Source organism: Chryseobacterium panacisoli, assembly GCF_008274625.1.
Taxonomy (GTDB): Bacteria; Bacteroidota; Bacteroidia; order Flavobacteriales; family Weeksellaceae; genus Chryseobacterium; species Chryseobacterium panacisoli.
In genome coordinates this window covers 1506188-1527292 of the sequence record NZ_VTRU01000001.1, presented here as the reverse complement: position 1 = coordinate 1527292, position 21105 = coordinate 1506188, and the positions used below count along the sequence as shown (strand labels likewise).

Genomic DNA, 21105 nt, shown 5'->3' with positions numbered 1-21105 from the left:
AGAAAGAAATTGAAGCAGGAACATTTTTATGCAGAAATATAATATACATACCGTTCAGAAAGATGAAACTTTAAAAAGTATAGCCTCGCTGTACGGATTAGATAAAGATGCATTAAAACTCTTCCATAATAATCATTGCGCTGTTAAGGATATGATCCTTATCAACCTTAACGGGCAGAAGGAACTTTTTATTCCGAGAACAGCAGTTGCTGATAAAAACAATTTGGTGCAATTCGGAAGAGGAAACAGCCTTGTTTTTCGGCCGGAAACTTCGGTGAGGAAATACAGTGTTGTCATTACCATTGAAAAAGGAGAAGATAAAAGTGAATTAAAATATGAAACCTCCGTTCGCTGGCTGAAAACAGAAAAAGGGCATCACTTTTTTGAGATAGACAGAACATCTAATCTTTATCTCAATGAAGAAGAAGTCAATGAAATTGCAGATCTGCTGGCGTACAAAACCTCTAAGATTTTATACCCTTTACAGATCCGTACAAATGAACAGGGAAAATTTGAAACAGTGGAAAATGCTGAGGTATTTATCAAAAGATGGCCGGCTGTAAAAGAAGAATTGTATAAAGAATTTGAAGGCGAAACTGTAGATGAATACTGCGGAAAGATTGAAAAAGTAATCAGCCAGCCGGAAGCAATAGATCTTTACCTTAAAAATGATTATTTCATCCGTGCCTTGTTCTTTGGGATATACCAGAGTTTCGGAAAGGAATACAGAACAGAAATAACAACAGCTTTTCCGGTAGTAGATAATGCAATTGAACCCAGATACAAGATCATACTGCAAACAGATCCGCTGAAAGGAGAAACAGGTCTGATCACTGTAGAAGGATCAGGAAAATTATATGAAGAAAGAGACATTGATGATTTTATAAGAAGATCACCTTTTTCATTGATTATAGAAGATGACCCAGTGATGAATGAAGAAGGAACTTTCAGACTCATAAGTTATCTGAAAGGAGAAACTTCACTTCCGGAATCTCTTTACCTGGAATGCAGTATCATGCTGCAGGAAGAAAAAAAGATTTCAGTATCAGTTTCAGGAATTGATAAAAACTAAATTACCATTTCACTAAAGATAAAATTAATATGGCAGAAAAACATATTGTAGTACAGGGCGCCATGTGCAAATGCCAGTTCGGGCAGGCTCCGGACAAGCTGAAAGTACTTACACACCAAAAAGAATATGCCAATGATAAAAGCGCTTCCAAAAAACTCATCGTCACCACGAAAGAAATAGGAGCAGCCACATTTGAAAAAAATACATTCGGAAACTGTACCAAAATGGGAGTTCCGCCGCCACCTTGCAAGATCATGGTTACAGAATGGCAGAAGTTTTATGATAAAGTACAGCTCAGCAATGGCGGATATATCATTGTAGAAGACAGCAAAGCCGTATGTGCTATTGCTGGAACTCCGTGCATTGAAATTATAGATCACGGGCAGAGAGCAGAAGCCAGCCAGCAGAACTTTAAAAATGCCGATAAAGACGTCCAGCAGCAGATTAACCCGTTGGTAGATTCCGAAGAAATGTATAATGAGCAGCCTTCGGGAGGAGGGCAGGATAGCGCAATCTAAATGATAAGAAAATGGCAAAAGGCGTAAAAAAAATAAAAGTTGTAAGCGGACTGTATTACCCCAAAATGTCTGTAATAGGGCAAAGGGTAACAATAAAGCCGGACCAGTGGGTGCAGTTTGGTATTGACGAATGGCTGCCGGGCACCACAGATGCAGACAAAAAGAAACCTCTTACCTGGATGAGGCAGAACAGCAGCAGAAAAATTATTATCAATCAGATGACTTCTGCAGGAGGATATAAATTTTTAATAGATAAGCAATATTGCGGAAGCTATCAGTTTTATATAGAAGCCAGTCTTTCAGGAGTAAGAGATACCAAAAGTAATACAGGATTATTTGTGAAGGGCTGGTGTGAACCCAAAATTGTAAGCAGCAAATGGTCTACGCAAAAGAACAGCAAAAGCATAAAAAACAATAAAAAGACCGAATACATTTCCTATGGACATATTGTTCATCTGAACCTGATGACAGAAGGACTGAACGGAAATACACTCAGTATTGAGCTATGGAACCAGCAGTCTGCCAAAAAAGATAAACTGGTACACACCTACAACAATGTACAGGTAATAGATGGTGAGGTAAATGTGAAAATGGAGAATACCTTTGCATGGATGGCTTATGTAGACAACATCCAGAATGTGGAAGAATTCTACGTTAAAGTAAAAGATACCGCATCAAAACAATACATCAAAGACAAGCTTGGTGATGATCTTCATGCCATTTATCTTAATGTAAAAAATAAGATAGTCACTACCAATACCAACGGAGCCCAGAATCAGACTCCAACCAAAGTCTATAAACCGGATGTAAACTCTGTCAGACTCGAGCCCTGTAAATTTGAAGTGATAAAGATTACTGAAAATGAAACAAAGGACGGAAAAGCTAACAATACAATTGCTACAGTCTTTAAAAACGGAGACGGTATAAAGCAGATAAAATCCGCGGCATTACAAGAGCATATTCAGAGAACAATCTTTTATAAATTTGATTCTACAGTTATTGACAAAGACGGGGTTGCAATTCTGAATAACGTACTTAAATTCCTTCTGGAGCACAAAGATTCCACAATGAATCTTAGTGGTTATGCCTGCGTTATAGGAAAAGAAAATTATAACAAAGGACTTTCCCAAAGAAGGGCGGATGTCGTCAAAAAATTCTTTGCAGACGGAGGATTAGATCCCAGAAGAATCATTTCAGTAGGAAAAGGAGAAGTAGATCCTACGGATGATAAAATGGGAAGAGATAATATTAAATATAAAAATGAAAAAGACTACGAAAACAACCGCAGAGTGGATATTTCATTTGTATTTAATGCCCATGATGCGCAGACTATAAACTATGCGGTGGTAGCCCCTACTTCAGCTACAAAAAAAGAACTTATCATAGATGTCACAGGCTTTGATACGAACAGTTGTTTCAGAGATACAAAAAACAAACATAAAAAAGAAATTTATATTGTAGACGTAGGACAGGCAATAGATAAAGGAGATACAAAGAAAAGTTTTCAAACGCCATCATTTCCTTATGAAGTGTATGCTCCACTGAGCAGGTATAATTTTGGGGGAGGAGTCGGATTTGACGCTCAATCCATGGCTCTTATGCAGTATATTTGGCCTGCATCTTCCAGTCCGAATCAGTTTCATATGCACGTGCATACCTGCAGATATTATAGCAATGAAAAACGAACCACCGTATTAATAAAAGCTTATCCGGATATCAAATGGAGATTTGCCTTTTTTATCAACCTAAGCAACAGCTTAAGTATAAAATGGCAAAAAATGACTCCTGAAAAACATAAAGAACTTCGAAGCAAAGCATTGAGTCTTGCCAATGAAGAAAAAGGAAAATATACAGACGTAGAATTCGGAGTAGAACTTAAAGCCTCTTATGATAAACAAAAAGATGGAAGCTACTACTGTAAACCGGAACTTACCGTAAAATATAAAGATAAGATCAGTAAGCTTTTTTCTATCATTTCTTCCGTCAAAAAAATGTCACAGGGGATCACATCGCAGACAAAAGGTGTTGTATCCAAAGGAGTAGGAAGAAAGCTGCCATTTGATATAAGATTAAATGCACCCGCATTATATTTTGGAGCAGAATGGGAAGCAGATGTCAATGAGGCACATTCTGATATAGGAACCAAGCTGATGCTCTTCATTGAAGCAAAACCTTTGGTGGAACTGGCCATTGTTTTTGACCTTTTAGCTTTGGTTGTTCAGGCAGGAGTGGCTGTAGCTACAGCCGGAACAGGAAATGTGCTGGCTCTTGAAATCTTCAATATGATCAGAGAATGGGCAAGCAAAGGATATGAAACAGAACATGTGGTCATCAACTTTAAAATGTACATTGATCTTGAAGTAAAAGGAAAAGTAGACGGTGTAATAGACGGCTCATTCAGTACCGTTAAAGGAGATAAGGAAGTTAATTTTGATCTGAGCTCAAACATCACCGTTGAATTAAAATCAGGACTTGAGCTAAAAGGAATGTTTGTTGTTATCGGAACTACAAAAAAACCGGAACTGGAAGGACATGTGGAAGGAAAATTAACTGCAGGAGCTACGATGGGAATTACTTCAGGACATAAATTAAAATATGATTCTACAGCCGGAATTTATTATATTCCGAGCTTAAGTATAGACCCATGCGTAGGAACCGTAGTAGTCATGGTAAAAGCCGGATTTACCTATAAAAAAGTAAGTTCAGACTGGACTCCGGTGAACTATAACAGAACCCGTACATTTTTTGACGGATTTGATATTATGAAATATTTAGCAGAATTAGTAGGCTATGACAACAAAATATTGCTTTGGGAAAAAAAGAAAAATTAAAAATATGTTTCTACTTTTAATCATGTCGCTGTTTATATCGTGCAGTACTGCAAAAGAAGACTTAGCTAATACTCTTTTTCCTTTGAAAAAAGAAAAGGTTTTAAGTGGACTTGACTATACAGAAAAGAAATCTGCATTAGATGAAAATCTTATCGCCTATCAGGTAAAAGATATGAATACTTTTAGCTTATATGGACAGTATTTTGCCAATGAAATTAAAAATAATTCTGCAACGTATGCCGGGAAAAATTATCTTGAACTTTTAGGAGATGCAAAAGATATCAACGGATATAAAATTCATCTGTATACCCAGAAAGAAAGTGAAAAACTGGAAAAACTCCTTCTTGGAAAACTCGGAAAACCAGCCTTTGATAAAGGAAACGAAACGGAAAGAAATATCATCTGGGAAACTTCAGGAAAGATATATATTCTGAATAACGGAAATGCCGAAATACAAGGCGAAAAAACAAAAGAATCGGATCTGTTGTGTTTAAATACTAACTTTACCACGCTGATCATTAATGCAACTCAGGCCACAAAATATTCTGAGTACTTGAAATTCAGGATAAAAAATAATAAGAAGGTAGAAAATTACCCTTATAGTGTTTACAATAAAGAAGAAAATTAAATAAAAGTTGAATGAAAAAAATCGTTATATGCCAAATCGCTTTGAGCTTTGTTCTCATGAACTGTCAGAAAAAAGGAACAGACAAAGTTGTTTCCCAGACAGCGAATACTAATGTAACCAGTAAACCAGTAAATAACACTCAGGGGAAAATGGATTTTAAAGATCTGAAATTCGGAACCAATGGAGAAGACCTGCTTAAAGGAATTGGATTAACTGTTAATGACATTGCTTCAGGCGATTTTAATACCTCAGTGGATTATGTAGAATTTCAATTTCCCAAGGATAGAAATCTGAACCTTACGTTATTTAATAATACCCTACAATCTGCTACAGATGACGTTTCCGTTTTTTATTCAAAGAATGATAAAAAAATATGGTGCTACGAAATGGTACTGCAGAACAATCCGAATACAGATGCCATTCTGAATGCTATTGAAAAAAAAGCAGGACATAAAGCAGACTTCTCAGATAAAAAAGTAAATACAAAAGAAAGACCCATTTTCCTGGATGAAAACGGAGAATTCAAAACAGACCATATAGAAGAAACAATAGAGGTTTGGGAAGATAAAGAAGCAAAAACAACGTTCTTCACCATCCACACCGTTAATCTTTCCAAGAAACCCAATGAAAATACATTGAAGATCTTTGCTTTAGATAAAACCAGCCCGAAATATAAAGAATGGATTTCTTACCGCAGTCTTGATATGTTTTACAATAAATAATAACCATAATGGCTAAAGAACCTTATTATACTATTGATTTTACCGCTGTTTACTGCAAATTTGAAGTGTTGGTGAATGATATTCCTGTCATAGCTATGGAAACTGAAGGGCAGATGTCTCCCAATGTTCCTGTAAACTTCGGAATAAGCAGTTCCGGTGAACAAAAAATTGAAATTAAGCTCCTGCCGGTTGCAGGGCAGCAGTCTATAGATTCGAGAACAGCATTTCAATATACCATCAAGTTATTTGATGTGTTTAATGATAAGTTTGTCCATGAAAAAGATTGTGGCAATTTTCAGTTTTCAGAAAAGGAAACAGCAAAAAAACTGCCTTCATTAGATCATAAATCCTCATTTCAGGCTGAAATTCCTTATGAAATGATGAAATGGGAACATAGCCGTGACCTGTTGTCAATTTCAAAAGATAATTCCTACCTTGGTACCAAACTGGATTCAGCATACAAAAAAATAAGTAGTCTTATCAGTTCAAAACAATATGAAGCTTACTTTGAAATGATCAGGAATCGTGAAAAAAATATGGCATCATCCATGTATTTAAGCGATGCGGATACAAAAGCAAGACTGAACAGCTTATTGGAAGATTTTAATAACGGCTTTAAAATGATGCCGTTGCCGGAAGACAGGATTTTAAAAATCTATGGTAATGGAAAACTGGCGACCTATAAAAAAATAAATGGAGAACCTGCATTTTTCCTTTATAAAGATCAAACAGGTGAAGAATTGATGCTAGAATTGATGTTTCATATTCCACAGGGAAAAGAAGAATTTGAAGTCATTTAGAAGCGGTAAAGTATTCTGGAATCATATTCAGTTATTTTACTATGGCTTTACAAAAAAGGATAATGGGAGTTAAAAAAGAAAGACCATATATTGTTTACAGTATTTTAGGAATAATAGCATTATGCTTTATTTATTTTATTCTATGGGTTATTTTCAAAGACAAAATGCCATTACATGAATATGCTTATGAAATTGCAAATAATTATGACAGCTATGCGGAAAAAGCTATCATTCTTATTCCTTTATTATTTTTTGTCTTTCTGTTTATCATTGTAATGAAGCCTAATGCTTCAAAACGTTTTCTACGTCTGCAGTCATCTCTTCCCACTTCAAAGATTCATTCTGTAGCCAAAGGAGTGGTAGAGATTGAAGGTAACCTGATCATGAAAAATCCATTATCTTCACCGGTGAAGAATGAAGAATGCATCGGATATTATTATACCATTGAAAATATTAGCAGAGACTCAGACGGTAAAGAAACATACAGCACCATTCACAGGGAAACCCAATGTAATGTTTTTCAGATGAAAGATGATACAGGAGTTATAGAAGTAGAACCTGAAGGGATAGAACTGGTTTTGCTGGGAGAAACCAATATAAGCAGTCACGGTGGCAAAAGATACAAAGAAACCCTTATAAAAGACGGTCAGAAAATGCTTCTGGTGGGATATGCTGATTCTAAAAACGGTACACCTTTCATTAGAAAAGACGACTATTATAGAGTTCTCGGAATTACTTCATCATCAGGAATCACGGTTTGGAACAAATATCAGCCATTGCTGAGGTCATTTATGTTTACCTGTTCCATCATCGTTTTAATAATTATTTATATACTTGTACAATAATGAATCAGACGGTCGCAATCATATTACTTATTCTGCTGGGAGTGGTTATCATCAGCTTCCTGATCAATCTTTATAACAAGTTGGTCATGCTCAGATTTAATGTCGAAAAAGCCTATGGCAATATTGATGTTGTACTGAAACAGCGTGCAGATGAAATTCCCAACCTGGTAACTGTTGCCAAACACTTTATGAATTATGAAGAAAAGCTTCTTGCACGCCTTACAGAGCTGAGAACTTTTTATAATAACAGTACAGACGCAGATAAAAGAACCGAGCTGGCCAATGAAACTTCGAAAGCTCTTTCATCATTCTTTGCTGTATCGGAAAACTATCCTGAACTGAAATCTAATAATAATTTTCTTGAACTGCAGAAAAGGATTTCCGAGTTGGAGAACAAAATAGCAGACAGAAGAGAGTTTTTTAATGATAGCGTTAACCTTTATAACATCGGAATTCATGAATTTCCCAATGTTATACTGGCGAATATGTTAGGATATAAAGACAAAACTTTGCTGGAGGTAACCAATGCCGAGAAACAGTATGATGGGGTTCAGTTTTAATACTTTCTTTGGGCTGGAGGACAGAATTACAGATTATCCCGAAGTTGTTATCTTCGGGGCGATGTTCGTACCTTTGTTATTATTTATTCCCGTTGCCCTGATAGGCTGGATATTCCGGAAACTAAAACTCAATATGTACATCATTCATGTATTGCTGTATACACTGCTTTTTACATTTGTAATAGGAGCACTAACGATATTTATACTCTTTTTTATTACAGACAAAAATGGAGTGAAGCTGGCATACTGCTGGCTTGCAGTATTTGCCGGAATGTTCATGTTTAGTTTAATCAATGCCAATACCATTACTAAAATGTTTACTGATTGGTCTCAAATAATTAAAGACAAACAGAATCAGTAATGTTGGAAAAAGCATTTAATATGATGAGAAAATCTAAAGCTCTGATATTGATTTTTATAGTATTGATCAATATCTGTTGTGGAAATAAATCATTTGACCTTTCATCAGTTGCATTAGGTGAGGATGCAAAAAAATATGACTTTGAAAATAAAGATTTATTTATGAAAGATGCAGCAAAAGCAGATATCATTCAATACTATGCTGATGAAAACAAAGGAATAACGTATGGAAATATACCCCTAGACAATACGATGGGTACAAGAATTACGGTATACAAAGGAAAAGTAGGAGCAGTAGACACCAATGCTGCCGAAAAATACTCTTTGGAATTTGTAGAAAAAATAATTAAAAAGCATGGAAATCCTACAGCTTCTATCACTGATAAAGCAACTGTAGATGCCCAACTCGTACAACCTATTTTTGAAAAACTGAAAAAACTTTCTCCCGAAAAAGTTTCATGGGATCAAAATCAAAAAAATGCCTTTACTTACCCAACTTCTTTCTTCTGGGATGATGGAAAAAATTATTCCATACTAAGTATTTCCATTGAAGATGATGGGAAAATAAGAAATAAATACATTTCCGTGACCAAAGAGGCTTACCGTAATAATGCTGTGTTCGGGTTAAAATATCCCACACCTCCGGCTTCTCCGTGGTATAAGTATATGAATTAAAAATAAGCCTTTAAAAGGATGAAGAAATAAAAAAAACAGATTCCGGATACTTGAATCCATTTTTTTCTGTTTTATTATTGAGAACTGCATACTAACATTAACATTATGAAAGGATTGAAATATATAGTACTGCCAATGATCTGTTGGGGAATTGCTTCATGCGGCCATCAGAAAAATAAAGAAACTGAGGCTTTGGTTGAAACACAGGGGAGTACCCAGACAGAACCCTTTAATCTTGCTAAAATTGCTGTTGGACAAAATATCAATGAAATTTTAAAATCTGCGGGAGCAACTGCGAAAGAAGCTGTCCGTAGCAATGAAGTTACCCTGATCGGAAATGAAAAACTGGCTTTTTCATCAAAAGAACTGTTGCACTTCAACGGAATAGATCTGGAAGGAAAAACTCATAAAAACACCAATAAAGTAATTTTACACTTCGGAAAGGTTGATCAGGAAATAGGTCCTCTTGCCAATGAAAAAGAAGACGAACTGGGAATGTATCAGCTTGATATTTATACAGAACAGGAAAAAACTGCACTTCTGGATAATCTGAACAAAACACTTCAGAAACCCAGCTTTGATACCGTACATGAAGGTTTTGAATCTGAAGTTAAAGATAATGAGATCATCCAGACTCAAAATAAACTCAGACAGGAAGTAGCGATCTGGAGAAACAAAGATATGCTCTATTACTATTGCGAAACCAAAATAGACAACAGACCCGACGAATACCGCTGCAATCTCTTCGTATTCAAAAATAAAGAATGGAAAGACCTTCTGAAAGGATCTGGATATCCTGATCTGGATAAAATCTCTCTATAATATTCACTTAGTCAAATCAGCTTGCTGATCCTTCTTTGCTCTCTAAAAATAAAACATTAAAAAATAAAATCTCTGCGTTAAATAATTAAAAAACATAAAATGCCGATCTAAAAGACCGGCATTTTTTATATTAAATAAGTATTTGAATTACTTTACTAGGAACTGCATCGTAGCCTGATCCAGTTTCAGAATATAAACTCCCTGACCAAGATTTATGGTTCTGATAGAATTTCCATTTCTGAAAGGCTGGTCAATTGTCTGAAGAACTTTCCCCTGAAGAGTATAAATCTCAGCTTTTCTTACCTTCTGAAGATCTCCTTTTACAAAAATCTCCTGATTGGTAATAGGATTAGGAGAGATTTTAAAACTGTTAGAGGTTTCAGCAGCTGTATTTTGAGCCATTCTTGCACTTGATCCGGAATAGCATGTCCATGCAAGATCATCAATAGCCACTCTGTTACTTGTTGAATTATTAACCAGGCTTACCACTACATTTCCGGAAATGTTGATATTGCTGATGGTAGTCGTTGTAGATGTAGTACTGTAAGGAATAGTTCCTACGCTTGTTCCGTTTACTTTTACATCAAAAGTACCATTTGTTCCGGAGAATTTAAGCTGTGTAGTTACTGTTAAAGAACCAATACCGTTCGCTGAACTGCCGGACGTTAAAGACCCGTTTCTTACAGTAATAGCTTTATTGTTAATAGTCTGATCAGTTCTTGCATCCGTTGCAGTCCATGAGATTCCTCCATTGCTCCATGTTCTGGTTGTATAGGTAGAATTCGCTGCAGGAATGGTTTCAAAAGTTTCATTGGTACAGTTCGTTCCTGGAGAAGTACCTCCTGAATTGGTAGTACCGGAAACCGTTGAACTGTTTGATGACGAATTTCCTGCTGCATCCTTCGCTACAACATAGAAGCTGTAAGTAGTAGAAGGAGTAAGTCCTGAAATAGTCGTAGAGGTTGAGCTTACCGTAGTTTTCAGATTTCCGTCCATATAAACAGTATAAGCTGTTACGCCTACGTTATCTGTAGAGGCATTCCAGGCAAGAGAAATACTGTTGGAAGTTTTTCCTGAAATAGTAAGCCCTGTTGCTGTAGTTGGAGCCTGAGTATCACCTGAAGGCTGTTGAGAACCCCAGATAAGGTTTACATAATTTGGGTTGTCAATAAATGGATTTCTATTACCCTGGAAAGTATAAGATGCATTATTTCTTTTGATCTCAGCTTGAGAAACGGGATCCTGATTATGCCAAGCCAGAAGAACATTCAGTTCCCATGTCTGCAGTCCCGGGAATGTAGAACTTCCCAACATATTTCCTGATGAAAAAGAAGAAAGTTTACTCTGATAACGGGTTACAAAATAGAAAATCATACGTGCTACATCTCCTTTAAATTCATCAATCGGTTCAAAAACGGTCCCCGAATATCCTGAAGAAGCTGACGTTCCAAGTTTTGAACCATTCTGTGAAGTAAAAGTAGCACTTCCTACCTTTCCGAAAGGATAATTACTTCTCATTCCGTTTACTTTTCCATCTGTAGCCCTGATGAAATTGACGTCAGAAACCATTGGTGAAGCTTCATTAAAGAGACTTTGAGGAACAATGTGTTCTCTGTTATAGCAATTCCCTTCCGTAGAATACGTTCCACATTGGTTGGTACCTGGAGTATACTTATAAGGATCTGTGCCCGTAGGTTTTTCAGAATAGATATCAAGAATAGAACCGTCATTTTCGTAATCCTTATCAATATCAGTGGTTTTATAAGCAGTCCATAATCCACCGTAACCTTTATCCATATGTCCGTTGGTGATAATACTGCTTAATTCAGTTTTCAGTGCTGCGCCACTCAGTCCGTTGGCAGAATTGTAGTATCCTGCAGGAGCCTGAGCGTGGGCAAGTCCTGCAAATAGAGAAAATAAAATAACTTTTTTCATATAATATTAAGTTTAAGCAAGAATAACACATTTTTGTGAATAAAAAATTAAGTAAGCGTTAATTTTAAATGTACAGCATGTTAGTAATGATGAATTATAAGTTATAAATTATTTTTCTATTAATAAGTAATTGTCTTTTAGTTCAATAGGAGCGGGCTTTAGCCCGCTTATCAAAATCAATATTCATTTGGCTTCAGCCAAAACTTAAAACTTAATAATCCGACTCATAAAATATACAAAAATTGATCTGTAAAAATCTATGTTATCTATGGAAATGGAATAATTACCCGTAAAAAAAAGCCAGTACAAAAGTACCGGCTTATATAATGGATGATTTAAATTTTATTTTCTTTGTGGCGGATAATTTTTCATAATCTCAGCCATAATTTCCGGAATCTGTCTCTGTTTCGCTTTTGGAGAATCTACAGAAATTCCGCTTCCGATACCCTGCCAAACCAATTTGTTGGTCTTTGCATCAATAAGGTCTACAATCAGGGCACCTTCATTATAATTCGAGGTCCAAGTTCTGCTCATTCCAACGCCCCAACCGAATGGTCCGCCCCATCCCCACATTCCGTAAGGTGAAGAGGAATTGATATCCGTAACCTTTTTATGATTCGCTTTTACGTTGATAATCAGATCAGGATTTTCTCCAGACTGAAGTCCTTTGCTTTGAAGCTGTCTCGACAGTTCATTCAGGACTCTGTCTTTATCAATATCATTCAATTTTAGATCATCAATTCTTATTTTATACGTTTTAAAAGAATTGAAATTGGCGGTTTCAGCATAATCTGAACGTACCTGAAAAGGGCTACAAGAAGTTAAACCTAAAGTAGCAGATGCCAACAAAATAAAAATATATTTTTTCATTTTATTTATTTTTTTTATCATTTTTAATGAATGTATCAGTCTTTTTATCGTACCCGTAAGGACAGTGTCTGCAGCCGCTTTTACAGCAATATCCTCTTTTCAGATGAAATTTTTCTGTAAAAACCTTGTACCCCTGTTCATTATAGTAGAAGTCTTCACCTTCTTTGATGTCATAATGGGCCATAAGTTAAATGCTAGTCAAAAAACTTTTTATATTTGTTACTATGATAATTGTATGCCAAAAGCCTTTAAAAAAATTAAAAATTAATGGCATTGCTCTCTTTCCCTTTATCTTCATTAGGAAACCCGAAGATAAGGAAAATAATGTATTGATCAATCACGAAAAAATCCATTTACGCCAACAGCTGGAAATGCTCATTATTTTCTTTTATATTTTCTATGTTATTGAATACTATTACTGGTTTTTCAAGCTGAAAGACGGCTACCTGGCATACAGAAGAATCTCATTTGAAAGAGAAGCTTATACTCATGAAAATAATTTTAATTACCTCAAAAAAAGAAAATTCTGGAACTTCCGGAAATACCTTTAGGATGATGAGTTCCGGGATTTGTGTTTCGAGGTTGGGGTGTTTGATTTTGGGATTTCATATTTTAAACTGTGCTTTTCAATATTCAATAGGGGTGGGCTTTAGCCCACTTATCCAATAAATCAACAATTCATCCGGCTTTAGCCAAAACTTAGAAAAAAGATATTATCAATACAATCATCAGTGAGAATCTGTGTAATCTGTTGTGAAAAATAAGTAAACAATACTTTATACAAAGAGAAAATCTCTACAGCACTAAATCTTTTCCTACTTTTGCAAACAGTAAACCCTGAGCAGTAAAACTGAAATGCTATTACAACTTCCCACAGAACCTGTTTCCATTCAGGAAATTCCCATTCATAAAAACGTAAAACTTTTCATTAAAAGGGAAGACCAGATTCATCCGCTGATTTCAGGCAATAAATACTGGAAACTTTTCTATAATGTAAACCACTACCTGGAAAAAAATCCGGATAAACCTTATATTATTACTTTTGGAGGTGCTTTTTCCAACCATATCGCTGCGGTCTCAGCTGTAGGGAATCTTGCAGGTATTCCGACACTGGGAATCATCAGAGGAGAAGAGCTGCAGCATAAGTGGCGTGATAACCCTACTTTACTTTTTGCGAAAAGAAACGGAATGAACCTGAAATTTGTCACCCGCGAAGAATACCGTCATAAAGAAAAACTGACAGAATTCCTTCATCAGGAGTTTCCCGATGCACTGATAGTCCCTGAAGGAGGTACCAACGAAGAGGCTGTGGAAGGGGTGAAAATGATGCTCAACGAACAAACAAAAGATTTTGACTATCTTTGCACCGCAGTTGGAACCGGAGGAACCATTGCGGGAATTTCAAAATTTAGTGAAGACAATCAGAAAGTTATAGGATTTAATGTAGTTAATGATGCTTCACTGGAAAATAAAATTTTTGAATTAACTTTGAAACAGAATTTTAATCTAATAGATTCATGTTTTGGAGGTTATGGTAAAATAAATGATGCAAACATCCGTTTTATCAATGATTTCAAAGAGAAGTTTGATATTCCTTTAGAACCGATATATACAGGAAAAATGATGGAGAAAGTTTTTGAACTGATTGAAGATGACTATTTTCCTGAAAACAGCAGAATTTTGTGCTTTCACACTGGTGGTTTACAGGGGATTGAAGGAGCTAATCTGCTTTTAGAAAAACAGAACAGAAATTTAATTATATAAGTAAAATTGAAAAACATGAAAAGACTTTTCCTATCCATAAGCCTTTTAGTTTTATCAAAATTTTCTGCCCAGACTTGGGCAACCGAAGATCAGTATATTCAGAAGTTTGCTAAATATGCCGTAGAAGAAATGGAAAAATATAAAATTCCGGCTTCTATTACCCTTGCCCAGGGATTATTGGAAACCGGGGGCGGGCAAAGCAGATTGGCACAGGAAGGTAAAAACCACTTCGGTATAAAATGTAAAGAAGACTGGACCGGTAGAACGATGAAACATACCGATGATGCACCCAATGAATGCTTCCGTGTATATGACGATCCAAGACAGTCTTATGAAGACCATTCTATATTTTTATCCACAAGAAAATATTACGCAAACCTTTTCAAACTCGATATGAAAGATTACAGAGCGTGGGCCACCGGTTTAAAAAAAGCAGGTTATGCTACCAATCCACGTTATGCTTCAATTCTTATCACCAAAATTGAAAAGTACAAACTATATGAATTTGACAATACCAGTTCTAATGAGGTATTGTATGCCGTACTTAAAATGTATCCGGATCTGAAAGACGACAGAACCTTCATGGCACAGCTGGAACCTTCAAAAGCCGTTAAAAAAGCTAAAGACCCGGTTACAGTAGAAGTTCCTTACAAACAGACTTCTTACGCACAGCAGCAAAAAAGAGTGGAAAGAATCAAAACGAAAGCTGAAATTCTTAATTCCATCCTTATCAAAAGCCATCCGAATGACGGTCTGAAATATATCGTAATTCCTGAAGATACCGATGTGAAATTCATCGCCAATAAATTCAAAGTCAGCGAAAGCAGATTGATTAAGTGGAATGAACTGGAAGGTGAAACTTTAAAGAAGAATGACATTGTTTTCCTTGAATCTAAAAATTCTACAGGAAATACAGCCACCTATAAAGCCGAATCAGGAGAAGATATGCATGATATCGCTCAGAAATTCGGAATCAAATTGAATAAACTTTATGCTAAAAACAGAATGGATGAAGGACAGCAGCCATCTGCAGGACAGCTTATTTATTTAATAGACAAAAAACCACGAAACTAATTTAATTTTTTGTTGAGCGTTTACCGTTGACAGTTACATGCCAACCAGCAACTGCCAACAGCAACTAAGCATATATGAAGTATCAAAGAAGTTCGGCTTTGTTTGATGAAGCCTACAAATACATTCCGGGAGGAGTAAACTCTCCGGTGAGAGCATTCAAATCCGTAGGAGGTGTTCCTGTTTTTATGAAATCGGCAAAAGGAGCTTACCTTACCGATGCAGATGATAATACTTATATCGATTATATCAATTCATGGGGACCGGCTATTTTGGGACATACACATCCTGAAGTACTGGAAGAACTTAAAATCCAGGCAGAGAAAGGATTCTCTTTCGGAGCCCCTACAGAACTGGAAACAGAAATCGCAAAATTCATTGTTGACAACGTTCCGAATATTGACCAGATCAGAATGGTTTCTTCAGGAACAGAAGCATGTATGAGTGCTGTAAGACTGGCAAGAGGATATACAGGAAGAGATAAGATTGTAAAATTTGAAGGCTGTTATCACGGACATTCAGATTCATTTCTGATCAAAGCAGGAAGTGGTGCGGCAACTTTCGGAAATCCAAATTCTCCCGGAGTAACAGCAGGTACTGCTAAAGATACATTATTGGCTCGTTATAACGATTTTGAACAGGTTGAAGATTTATTCCGTCACAATCAGGGAGAAATTGCAGCGGTAATTATAGAACCTGTTGCAGGAAATATGGGGTGTGTACTGCCAGAAAACAACTTCTTGCAAAACCTGAGAAAGATCTGTGATGAAAACGGAGCTTTATTGATTTTTGACGAAGTAATGACCGGTTTCCGATTGGCTTTCGGGGGGGCTCAGGAACTTTTCAATGTAAAAGCAGACTTAGTAACTTACGGAAAAGTAATTGGTGGAGGACTTCCGGTAGGAGCTTTCGCAGGAAGAAACGAAATTATGGATCACCTGGCTCCGAAAGGGGGTGTTTACCAGGCAGGAACATTAAGTGGAAATCCTTTGGCAATGAGAGCCGGATTAAAAACGCTTCAGCTTATTAAAAACGATCCTGAATTTTTCAACAGATTACATAAGACAACAGAAACATTGGATTTTGAAATCGGAAAAATTTTAAACGAAAAAGGAATTGCTCATAAAATCAACAGAAAAGGTTCTATGATGTCGGTTTTCTTCCATATCAACAGAGTTTCCAACTTTGATGAGGCTCAGGAAGCTAACCATTCATTGTTTAATAACTTCTTCCACCAGATGCTTCAGAATGGAGTGTATCTGCCACCAAGTGGTTATGAAACGTATTTCATCAGTGATGCCATCAAGGATAAAGAAATTGATATGACGCTGGAAGCTGTAAGAAAATTTGAATATTCAAATAAATAAATAATAATGAAACCGGATTTTAGATCCGGTTTTTTTGTGCAGAAAAAATGATTTCATTAGTTGGGAATTACAAAATGTTCAACGCAACGTTTGTCACTCCGTAGGAGTCTCGGCAACGTAAACAGCATCATTTAGATTCTTACGGAATGACAAAAAATGCTGTCAATACTTTTTGGATAAATAAAAAGTACTCATTACATCTTATAAAAATATCCGCAATCTTTGTCACTCCAGAGGAGTCTCAATAATGCTGGTATTATGATATAGATTCCTACGGAATGACAAGCGTTACGGATATAGTTGTTTATTGCTGTATTGAATAACAGGGTATTTAAAAAACAATCAACACAAAGCATAAATCATACAGATTTTGTAATAATTCATACACTTTGTTCACCAGACTTCTTTTTAATTTTGTCATAAATAGATTGGAAATGAAGACTTCTGACAATACCATCTCCCGCAAAGATTTTATCCGACATTCAGCTTTGGCTGTAGCGGGATTAACTTTAATACCTAATATCATGACTGCCTCACCTTTCCTGAATGAAAATAATAACTCGGCAAAAGGAAAAATGAGCCTTAAAAATGTTCGTCTGGAAACAGGTTTTGAATATAAGGATGGAGAAGTGGCTTCTACCAAAACAGATCTGTTCTATGTAGAAGTTGAAAATGGAAAAATCACAAAGATTGGTCCGAACCAGCCTAATGCTAAAGCGGCAGATGCAAAAGGGCTATTAATGCTTCCTGCATTCAAGGACATGCATATTCACCTTGATAAAACCTTTTATGGAGATCAATGGCAGGCTGTTAGAAAAAGAACCGGAGGGATCAAAGGAATGATAGAGCTGGAGCAGAAAATGCTTCCGGAGATGCTGAAGAATTCAACTTTCAAGGCAGAGAAGCTGATCGAATTATTACAGTCAAAAGGAACTTCCTATGCGAGAAGCCATGTGAATATTGAACCCACTTCCAAACTGCAGTCATTAAAAAATCTCCAGAAAGCTTTAGATAATAAGAAGAAAGGTTTTGGAGCTGAGCTGGTAGCATTCCCGCAGCATGGTGTGTTTTATACGGATTCTGTTCCTTATCTGAAGGAAGCAGCAAAGATGGATATTGATTTTATCGGTGGTGTAGACCCTTTCAACATCGATGGAAATATCGAAAAAGTGGTAGACTTTACCGTTCAGCTTGCTTTGGACAATAAAAAAGGAATCGATATTCACCTGCACGAAACCGGAGATTCCGGATTGAAAACTGTAGAATATCTTATTAAAAAAGTAAATGAAAACCCTTCTCTGAAAGGAAAAACCTATTTAAGCCACTGTTTTATTCTGGCTAAACTGGAAGCTGCAAAACAGGAAGAAATTGCTGAAAAATTAGGAGAAGCACAGATCGGAATTGTATCCACAATCCCTTTCGGAAGGATGATCATGCCAATACCAACGCTTTACAAACATAATGTAACCGTTCTGACAGGAAATGACAGTATTGTAGACCACTGGAATACTTTCGGAACAGGAAGTGTACTTCAGAAAGCGAACTTAATGGCTCAGCTTTATGGATATTCAACAGAGTTTTTATTGTCAAGAAGCTTAAAACTGGCCACAGGAAATATTCTCCCGCTGGATGATAAAGGAACTCAGCAATGGCCGAAATCAGGAGATAAAGCAGACTTTGTTCTGATGAATGCAAGCTGTTCTGCAGAAGCTGTATCAAGAATTTCAGAAGTGGAGTCATTGGTGCATGATGGAAACGTTGTCTTTTAAACTTAAAAGTCTTGCAGGATAAGATTTGAACAATATAATTGCTTATAAATTTATATATATAATTTAGTTGTGTTTTTTTTAAACCACAAGGGGTAAAAGCTTTACGAGGGAAAGCCTGGGAATGTATTGTTGATTTTCAGAAGCAGCCACTGAATGCAGATAGAAGCCGAAGTAGGAGTGGTGTATGTAAGCTTTTGTCCCTTTTGTGGTTGTTTTAAGTTTTTTCTCACAAATTTTAGTAATTTTAGGAGAAAATCAGGCAGAGTGGCTTACCATACGGATCATTTTCCTATTTTAGGAATTCAGGAATTTAGTGAAAATCAGTTGAAAGGCTGTAATCTGCTGTTCAATGAACTTTCGGGAGCACGCTCCATTGATGATCCCCACAAACATGACTTTTTTATCATCAATCTTTTTGAGCACGGAGTTGGCTCACATACCATAGATTTTACAGAATATCAGGTGAAAGACTATCAGATTCATCTGGTTTTTCCGGATCAGGTACATCAGTGGGTCATTGAAAAAGAAACCATTGGGTATCAGCTGATGATCAGCAGAGACTGGTTTGAAAGTTTTCTGCCCTCGTTAAGATTTTCTGCATCCTATTACCAGAATCATCCGGTAATTAATCTTTCCAAAGACGTTTTTGAAAATTTTCTGTATGAATTTCAGGCTATACAGAAAGAGCTGAGCACAGAAAAAGTATTCTGGGAGCTTATTCAGAAAAGAAGTGAGCTTATCGGCTTGCTGGTGAGTAAATCTGTGGAAGGGGCTTTCAAAGACTTTGAAGTTTATAACTCAAACCCTATTATTTCAAAATTTCTCCACCTTATTGATGAACATTTTAAAACAGAAAGATCTGTTTCTTTTTATGCGGATAAACTGAATATTTCTGCCAACTATCTGAATATTGTCTGCAAGAAAAACCTTAATGCTTCGGCTTCATCTCTTATTCAGGACCGTATTTTACTGGAAGCTAAAAGACTTTTAAAAGTTTCTGAAATGTCAGTGAAAGACATTGTGTATGATCTTGGTTTCTATGATCACGCTAGCTTTTCCAAATTTTTTAAAGCACAGACGGGAATGACTCCTTCGCAATTCAAGGAATAATCTGTACAAAACAAGAAATAATTGATACACCGTTTTTACCTTAAAGTCGGGCTAATTTTGTATTGTTAAAATTTAAAATCATGCAATTTCCCTATCAATTAACTGCAAAAGGAAAATATTCCCTTAAAAATGTCCGCCTGGAAACAGGTTTTGAATACGAAAATGAAGAGGTAACCGGAACAAAAACTGATCTTTTCAGTATTGAAATTGAAGATGGAAAAATAAAAGCAATAAAAGCAAATGATCCTGCTTCAGAAGCCATAGATGCTAAAGGATATCTGATGCTTCCGGCGTTCAGAGATATGCACATTCATCTGGATAAAACATTGTACGGCCTTCCGTGGCAGGCGCTGTCCCCGAAAAGAAGAACAGTGAAAGATATGATTGCTTATGAGCAGGAAATTATCCCTGAGCTGTTGAAAACTTCCGTAAGCAGAGCAGAACAGCTGATCAGTCTGCAGCAGCATTATGGAACTTATTTCGTAAGAACTCATTTCAATATTGATCCTACATCAGGGTTGAAATCCCTGGAACATCTTGAGCAGGCTCTTGAAAATAAAAAAGATTCTTTCAGAGCAGAATTGGTTGCTTTTCCGCAACATGGGATTTACTATACAGATACGGTTCCTTTGATGAAAGAAACAGCACAGCTTAAAAGTGTTGGATTTATCGGTGGCTTGGATCCTTTAAGTATTGACGGAAGTATTGAAAAAGTAATGGATTTTACCGTTCAGCTGGCTCTAGATCACCACAAAGGAATTGATATTCACCTGCATGAAGTAGGAGAGTCCGGAATGAAAACAATCAATTACCTGATTGATAAAGCAATTGAAAATCCTGCACTGCACGGGAAAACATTTGTAAGCCATGCATTTGCTTTAGCTCATCTTTCACCAAAAGAAACAGAGCAGATTGCGGAAAGACTGGCTGAAGGAAAAGTGGGAATCGCTTCTTCGGTACCTTTTAAAGGAACGGTAATGCCGATTCCAACCCTGAAAAAATTTGGGGTCAATGTATTGATTGGAAATGATAATGTACAGGACTACTGGAGTACTTTTGGTTCAGGAAGTATGCTCCAGAAAGCTAATCTGATTGCAGAATTGTATGGCTATGCAACAGAATATGCATTATCAAGAGCTTTGCAGTTTGCCACTCAGAGTATTCTCCCATTGGATGAAAAAGGAAAACAGCAGTGGCCTAAAGCCGGTGATGAAGCCGCAGTTGTTCTTACAGATGCTTCATGTTCCGCAGAAGCCGTTTCCAGAATGTCTGAAATAAAAGCCCTGATGAATGACGGGAATTTATTTTGGAGAAATTAAATTGAAGTATATATATATTTATACACTTGTTTTTTGTGAATGCCATCGGGAGTTTTCCTGGTGGCTT

Annotated in this window: 21 protein-coding genes; 18 read left to right on the top strand and 3 right to left on the bottom strand. The window is 36.4% G+C overall.

Annotated elements, in window-relative coordinates; all coding sequences use genetic code 11:
• Positions 1-28 precede the first annotated feature (28 nt).
• The 11 genes from FW781_RS06770 (at position 29) to FW781_RS06720 (ending at position 9833) form a co-directional block, all read left to right on the top strand.
• A complete protein-coding gene (locus FW781_RS06770; RefSeq protein WP_149386714.1) occupies positions 29-1072 on the top strand; it encodes a hypothetical protein in 1044 nt (347 codons plus the stop codon).
• Between the two features lie 29 nt (positions 1073-1101).
• On the top strand, positions 1102-1590 hold the full coding sequence (locus tag FW781_RS06765) for a DUF4280 domain-containing protein (protein WP_149386713.1): 489 nt from the start codon (positions 1102-1104) through the stop codon (positions 1588-1590).
• A gap of 11 nt (positions 1591-1601) precedes the next feature.
• The gene (locus tag FW781_RS06760) at positions 1602-4421 is read left to right on the top strand and encodes an OmpA family protein (protein WP_149386712.1); all 2820 of its coding nucleotides are present in this window, start codon (positions 1602-1604) and stop codon (positions 4419-4421) included.
• Between the two features lie 4 nt (positions 4422-4425).
• A complete protein-coding gene (locus FW781_RS06755) occupies positions 4426-5049 on the top strand; it encodes a hypothetical protein (RefSeq protein WP_149386711.1) in 624 nt (207 codons plus the stop codon).
• An 11-nt stretch (positions 5050-5060) separates the two neighbouring features.
• Positions 5061-5771 carry a hypothetical protein gene (locus FW781_RS06750; protein WP_149386710.1) on the top strand — a complete coding sequence of 237 codons (711 nt, stop codon included), beginning with the start codon at positions 5061-5063 and terminating at the stop codon, positions 5769-5771.
• 8 nt (positions 5772-5779) lie between these two features.
• Positions 5780-6571, top strand: coding sequence for a hypothetical protein (locus tag FW781_RS06745; protein ID WP_149386709.1), 792 nt, complete (start codon positions 5780-5782; stop codon positions 6569-6571).
• A gap of 62 nt (positions 6572-6633) precedes the next feature.
• Positions 6634-7416, top strand: a complete 783-nt coding sequence (locus FW781_RS06740) for an Asp23/Gls24 family envelope stress response protein (protein WP_149386708.1) — start codon at positions 6634-6636, stop codon at positions 7414-7416.
• The gene (locus FW781_RS06735) at positions 7416-7976 is read left to right on the top strand and encodes a LemA family protein (RefSeq protein WP_149386707.1); all 561 of its coding nucleotides are present in this window, start codon (positions 7416-7418) and stop codon (positions 7974-7976) included. Before FW781_RS06740 ends, FW781_RS06735 begins: the two co-directional genes overlap by 1 nt.
• The gene (locus tag FW781_RS06730) at positions 7942-8337 is read left to right on the top strand and encodes a hypothetical protein (protein WP_149386706.1); all 396 of its coding nucleotides are present in this window, start codon (positions 7942-7944) and stop codon (positions 8335-8337) included. Before FW781_RS06735 ends, FW781_RS06730 begins: the two co-directional genes overlap by 35 nt.
• 20 nt (positions 8338-8357) lie before the next feature.
• The gene (locus tag FW781_RS06725) at positions 8358-9011 is read left to right on the top strand and encodes a hypothetical protein (protein WP_172625676.1); all 654 of its coding nucleotides are present in this window, start codon (positions 8358-8360) and stop codon (positions 9009-9011) included.
• A gap of 105 nt (positions 9012-9116) precedes the next feature.
• Positions 9117-9833 carry a hypothetical protein gene (locus FW781_RS06720; RefSeq protein ID WP_149386704.1) on the top strand — a complete coding sequence of 239 codons (717 nt, stop codon included), beginning with the start codon at positions 9117-9119 and terminating at the stop codon, positions 9831-9833.
• A 147-nt stretch (positions 9834-9980) separates the two neighbouring features.
• Here the strand turns inward: FW781_RS06720 and FW781_RS06715 are convergent, their stop codons facing one another.
• The 3 genes from FW781_RS06715 to FW781_RS06705 all read right to left on the bottom strand — a co-directional run bounded on the left by FW781_RS06715 (position 9981) and on the right by FW781_RS06705 (position 12822).
• Complete coding sequence (locus tag FW781_RS06715) at positions 9981-11768, bottom strand: endonuclease (protein ID WP_149386703.1); 1788 nt, start codon at positions 11766-11768, stop codon at positions 9981-9983.
• 342 nt (positions 11769-12110) lie between these two features.
• On the bottom strand, positions 12111-12638 hold the full coding sequence (locus FW781_RS06710) for a DUF4136 domain-containing protein (protein WP_047420971.1): 528 nt from the start codon (positions 12636-12638) through the stop codon (positions 12111-12113).
• A 1-nt stretch (position 12639) separates the two neighbouring features.
• Positions 12640-12822 (bottom strand): DUF5522 domain-containing protein, encoded by a 183-nt coding sequence (locus FW781_RS06705; RefSeq protein WP_007842321.1) that lies wholly within the window; start codon positions 12820-12822, stop codon positions 12640-12642.
• Between the two features lie 40 nt (positions 12823-12862).
• On the opposite strand from FW781_RS06705, the gene FW781_RS06700 reads away from it, so the two are divergent.
• The 7 genes from FW781_RS06700 to FW781_RS06670 all read left to right on the top strand — a co-directional run bounded on the left by FW781_RS06700 (position 12863) and on the right by FW781_RS06670 (position 21038).
• Positions 12863-13189: a hypothetical protein gene (locus tag FW781_RS06700; protein WP_149386702.1), complete on the top strand. Its 327-nt coding sequence runs from the start codon at positions 12863-12865 to the stop codon at positions 13187-13189.
• A gap of 304 nt (positions 13190-13493) precedes the next feature.
• Positions 13494-14402: a 1-aminocyclopropane-1-carboxylate deaminase/D-cysteine desulfhydrase gene (locus FW781_RS06695; RefSeq protein ID WP_149386701.1), complete on the top strand. Its 909-nt coding sequence runs from the start codon at positions 13494-13496 to the stop codon at positions 14400-14402.
• Between the two features lie 15 nt (positions 14403-14417).
• On the top strand, positions 14418-15476 hold the full coding sequence (locus FW781_RS06690) for a glucosaminidase domain-containing protein (RefSeq protein ID WP_149386700.1): 1059 nt from the start codon (positions 14418-14420) through the stop codon (positions 15474-15476).
• A gap of 74 nt (positions 15477-15550) precedes the next feature.
• Positions 15551-16840: a glutamate-1-semialdehyde 2,1-aminomutase gene (gene hemL, locus FW781_RS06685; protein WP_149386699.1), complete on the top strand. Its 1290-nt coding sequence runs from the start codon at positions 15551-15553 to the stop codon at positions 16838-16840.
• Positions 16841-17274: 434 nt separating this feature from the next.
• Positions 17275-18609, top strand: a complete 1335-nt coding sequence (locus FW781_RS06680) for an amidohydrolase (protein ID WP_149386698.1) — start codon at positions 17275-17277, stop codon at positions 18607-18609.
• A gap of 264 nt (positions 18610-18873) precedes the next feature.
• Positions 18874-19719, top strand: coding sequence for an AraC family transcriptional regulator (locus tag FW781_RS06675; protein WP_149386697.1), 846 nt, complete (start codon positions 18874-18876; stop codon positions 19717-19719).
• A gap of 80 nt (positions 19720-19799) precedes the next feature.
• Positions 19800-21038: an amidohydrolase gene (locus FW781_RS06670; protein ID WP_149386696.1), complete on the top strand. Its 1239-nt coding sequence runs from the start codon at positions 19800-19802 to the stop codon at positions 21036-21038.
• The last annotated feature ends 67 nt before the right edge of the window (positions 21039-21105 follow it).